We start from the raw sequence: 4,251 nt of genomic DNA on the forward strand, positions 1-4,251 counted from the left end.
CACCCCCTCACCCTCCCTCCCCCCCCCCCCCCACATTCGCCCCTTTCTCCCCCCCCCCCCCCCCCACAACCCCCCCCCCCCCCCCCCCCCCCCCCCCCCCCCTTTGGCCCCCCCCCCCCCCCCCCCCCACCACCAGCCAGTGGGACGGAAGGTCGATCCGGCTGCCGTCGGGCGCGACCTCGGTGAGGAACAAGGGAAGTTCGCCGGAGGCGAGGACGGTGAGCCCGGCGGTGCGGAACAGCTCGCCGAAGGCCGAGTCGACGACCTCGGCGGGGGCGAGGCCGTGCTCGAAGACGGGGCGCAGCTTCGGGGGAGGGCCCTGCGGGCTCTGGGCGAGGCCGGCCAGGACGGCCTTCGCCGACGAGGACAGCTCGACGACGAACGCCCGGCCGCGACCCCCGACCAGGGTGGCGATGGCGTCGGCGACCGGCTGGCGGTCGGCCGGCTCGGACTGGTGGATCAGGCCGCGCACATACACGTTGGCATCGCCGAGCCGGGCGTGCAGCTCCCGGACGCCCGGCCCGTCGGTGGCATCGAGCTGGGCGAACTCGGCCCGCCCGTCCGGATGCTGGGTGCGGGCGAGCCCCACGGCGGCGGTGGACAGGTCGACCCCGAGGACGCGGCCGAAGCGCTCGGCGAGGAAGCGGGTCTGGGTGCCGTTGCCGCAGCCGACGTCGACGACGGGCAGCGCCGGGTCGGCGAGGTAGGGGTCGAACAGCGCGAGGTGCACGCTCGCGGTGAGCGCCGGCTCCGCGTCCCAGATCACCGCGCCGGCCTCCGCCGGTGCGTCGCGCCAGAAGCCCTCCCAGGCGTTCAGGTACCGACTCGACACGGGCATGGCGGAGAACCTCCCAGCTGGTGGAGCACGGTGTCGGGATCGGCCCCGGACGGTGGGCGGCGCGTGGGAAGTCCCACGGAGGCCTTCGACCCCCGGCTCTCCCTGACCCCCGAGCTGCGCGCAGCTCCGCCCGACCGGACGGCCGATGACGGTCAGTCACGCTAACGACCCCGGCGGGCGAGGCCGGCCGCGAGTCACCCGAATGCGGTAGTTCCGAGGGAAGTTCGCCCGAACGGCCGCCCCGCCGTGCGAGCGCGTCGCGGTGACCCCGCAGGGGCGGTGACCCCGCAGGGTCGGTGCGAGGCTCAGCCGGTCACGCTCGCGGGGGTGGCGGCGAGGTCGCGGACCGTGTCGGCGATGGCGTGGAAGTCCTTGCGCAGGATCTTGGAGTGGTTGCTCGCGACCTTCGTGCTGACCCGGATGTTCGGGTTGCGGGCGAGCACCGGGTCGAGGTTGGTGCGGATCTGTTCCATCAGCTTCGCCTCGCCGCCCAGGTTGCCGCCCGAGGCGACCACGTACCGGACCGGTGCGGTCACCCGGTCGAAGACCGGGTCGAGGGCGGCGGGCGCGCAGAGCTCGTTGATTTCGAGGTTGATCTCGGCGTGCTGCTCGGCGCTCATCCGCGCGGCCATGCCGAGTCGGCGGGCGATCGGGAACAGCGGGCTCAGCCGGCGGAACAGCTTGCGGACCTGCTCCCGGGTGGCGTCGTCGAGCCACTCGTGCGGGAACGCGCCGTCCACGGACACCGCCCCGAGGACGCGGTCCGGGTGCCGGGCGGCCCAGTGCACCGCGAGCATCGCGCCGTAGGACCAGCCCACCAGGATCGGCCGGTCCACGCCCCTCGCGGCGAGGACGGCGTCGACGTCGCGCAGGCACGCTTCGAACGAGTAGTCCGCCGAGCGCTTCGACTTGCCACGGGCGCGCTCGTCGAAGGTGATGTGCCGGTAGTCGTCGCCGAGGTCGGCGATGACGCGCCGCCAGTGCGACTGGTCGGCGTAGGAGCCGTTGAGGTAGACCACGGGGCGGCCGGGCCCGCCGGTGTCGGTCACGGCCAGGGCGGTGTCGTCGACGGAGACCATGCCGGTCCAGGCGGGCTGCTCGATGGTCATGGTGTGCCTTCTTCCGGGTGCGGGTGCGGGTGCGGGTGCTGGGGTGGCGGGCTGCCGCGGGCCGCTCTGCTGCGGCTCCTTGTTTCTGATGATGGAAACGCTACGTTGCCTTCACAGTCAATGGCAACTAGTGCGTTGCTCGTAATCAGCATTAGTCCAGGTGAAGGCGCGATTATCGTTGCAGTGGCCTTGAATTTAACGCAACGTCAGCCACCGTGTTCGTTGCACTGGAATGGGAGTGAACGCTATGGTGAGGGCATTCGGGGAAGCGTGAAGGGAGAATCGCGGTGCCGGGAGGCAGGCTCACTCAGCAGGAACGCCAGCAGATCGCGCTGGGGATGGCCGACGGCCTCGCCTACGCGGAGATCGCCAGGCGTCTCGACCGCCCCACCTCGACGGTCACGCGCGAGGTGATGCGCAACGGCGGCCCCACCGCCTACCGTGCCGACCTGGCCCACCGGGCGACCGAACGCCGCCGCGCCCAGCGGCGCAGGCCGGCCGCGCCCCGGGGGCCGGAGGCGCCCCCGCAGGCCCACGGGCGCGATGCCGAGGCCGTGCGCGAGTACCAGGAGACGTACACCACCGTCCTGATGGCCTCCGGCATGCCCAAGATGACGGCCCGGGTGCTGGCCTGCCTCACCCTCACCGACAGCGGCAGCCTCACCGCGTCCGAACTCGCCCGGCACCTCCAGGTCAGCCCGCCGTCGATCTCCAAGGCGATCGCGTTCCTCGACGGCCAGGGCCTCGTCCGCCGGGAGCGCGACGAGCGCCGCCGCGAGCGCTACGTCGTCGACGACGACGTCTGGTACCAGTCGATGATGGCCAGTGCCCGCGCCACCGCCCACCTCGTCGAGGTCGCGCGGCAGGGCGTCGGCGTCCTCGGCCCGCAGACCCCGGCCGCCACCCGCCTGGAGAACATCGCCCGTTTCGTCGACTTCGTCTCCGAGAGCATCGTCCGCGCGGCGGAGCAGGCCCGCGAGATCCTCCACGCGAAGCCCGAGGCGACCCCGTCCGGACCGGCCGCTCCGCGTCCGGACCACGGATAGCCGGCGGTCACCGGGAGGCGGCGCGGTAGGCGCGGCGCCAGGGGCCCGGGTCCGCGCCGAGGGCCTGGACGATGTCGGAGAGCAGTTCGACGTCCAGGCGTTGGCGTCCGCTGCGGAAGCAGTCGTAGACGGTGATCCGCCCGGGTGTGCGTTCCCCGGCCGGGACGCCGCGGGCTGCCCGGACGGAGCTGATCCGCCGGACGATGGTCGAGTAGGAGGGGCTGCCGGCCTCCTGCCTGAGCAGGGTGAGGGACTCGGCGAGCGCGTCCAAGGAGTGCGAACGGGCTAGCGTCGCAGCGGAGTTGACCTCGGCGGCCCGGCAGGAGCACGGGGCCGCCGTGGTGCGCATAGGTGACCAGGTCAACGCTCTGTCCTCCCCCCGCCGGGCCTGCGTGAACAGCCTCTTCGCGCCGGGGGTTCCTGTCAACTGAGGTGAATCAAATGGCGAAATCCATACACTCCCGTTTGTTCGGGATCGTTCGGAAAGCTGCCCAGGCCCTCAACTCCGCTGCCAGGATGGCCGCATTCCGCAGTGACACGACGTCAGAGAGGGAGGTGTCGGACCTCATGAAGTCCGCCCGAAAGATCGTCTCAGCCCTGGCACTCGCGATCGGCCTGAGCGTCTCGTTGCCCGTCGCCGCCGCGCAGGCCGACCCCGCCAATCCGCAGCCCTACGCCTACGGTTACCTCGCCGCGCTCGCCCGCCCGGCCAACGGCGGCCCCAACGGCACCTACTACTGCATGGACGAGTACCGGCAGACCAACGGCGACGGCCGGCCGGTCGTCCTGCGGCCGTGCGACGGCTCCTGGAACCAGTTCTGGTTCGTCTCGGAGGACGGCCTCATCCACAGCACCAACGACGGCCGCTGTCTGTCGGGCCACGTCCCGAGCGGCCCGTCCGACAGCCCGGGCGCCACGGCGGTGGGGTGCAACGGGGGTGACCCGAAGCAGCGTTGGACGTTCGGCACCGACCGCGGCGTGTGCAACGCCGTCGGTGCCTGCCTGACCTACGTCGGCAACCAGGGCCCGCGGAACTCCTACGGACTCTGGACGCTGGGGCGGAACGCGAGCATGGGGCAGACCCAGGAGTTCGACTGGCACCACTCCGACAGCGACCGTCCGATCAACCCCAACATCTAGACATCTGGGCCCTGTCCGGGGACCGGCGGGGGGGGGGGGGGGGGGGGGGGGGGGGGGGGGGGGGGGGGGGGGGGGGGGGGGGGGGGGGGGGGGGGGGGGGGGGGGGGGGGGGGGGGGG

5 protein-coding genes are annotated in these 4,251 nt (G+C 72.7%); 2 read left to right on the top strand and 3 right to left on the bottom strand.

What is annotated here, in order from left to right; all coding sequences use genetic code 11:
• Nucleotides 1–7 precede the first annotated feature (7 nt).
• A complete protein-coding gene (locus AC07AL_RS37240; RefSeq protein WP_478319502.1) occupies nt 8–838 on the bottom strand; it encodes a class I SAM-dependent methyltransferase in 831 nt (276 codons plus the stop codon).
• 305 nt (nt 839–1,143) lie between these two features.
• Nucleotides 1,144–1,947 carry an alpha/beta fold hydrolase gene (locus tag AC07AL_RS37245; RefSeq protein ID WP_363581872.1) on the bottom strand — a complete coding sequence of 268 codons (804 nt, stop codon included), beginning with the start codon at nt 1,945–1,947 and terminating at the stop codon, nt 1,144–1,146.
• Nucleotides 1,948–2,234: 287 nt separating this feature from the next.
• On the opposite strand from AC07AL_RS37245, the gene AC07AL_RS37250 reads away from it, so the two are divergent.
• A complete protein-coding gene (locus tag AC07AL_RS37250) occupies nt 2,235–2,993 on the top strand; it encodes a helix-turn-helix domain-containing protein (protein WP_363581874.1) in 759 nt (252 codons plus the stop codon).
• 7 nt (nt 2,994–3,000) lie between these two features.
• On the opposite strand, the gene AC07AL_RS37255 is transcribed toward AC07AL_RS37250, so the two are convergent.
• The gene (locus AC07AL_RS37255; protein WP_363581876.1) at nt 3,001–3,357 is read right to left on the bottom strand and encodes a hypothetical protein; all 357 of its coding nucleotides are present in this window, start codon (nt 3,355–3,357) and stop codon (nt 3,001–3,003) included.
• A gap of 203 nt (nt 3,358–3,560) precedes the next feature.
• Between AC07AL_RS37255 and AC07AL_RS37260 the strand changes: the two genes are divergently transcribed.
• A complete protein-coding gene (locus AC07AL_RS37260; protein WP_363628408.1) occupies nt 3,561–4,133 on the top strand; it encodes an RICIN domain-containing protein in 573 nt (190 codons plus the stop codon).
• Nucleotides 4,134–4,251 lie beyond the last annotated feature (118 nt).

It is taken from the genome of Kitasatospora sp. NPDC043949 (genome assembly GCF_056435365.1).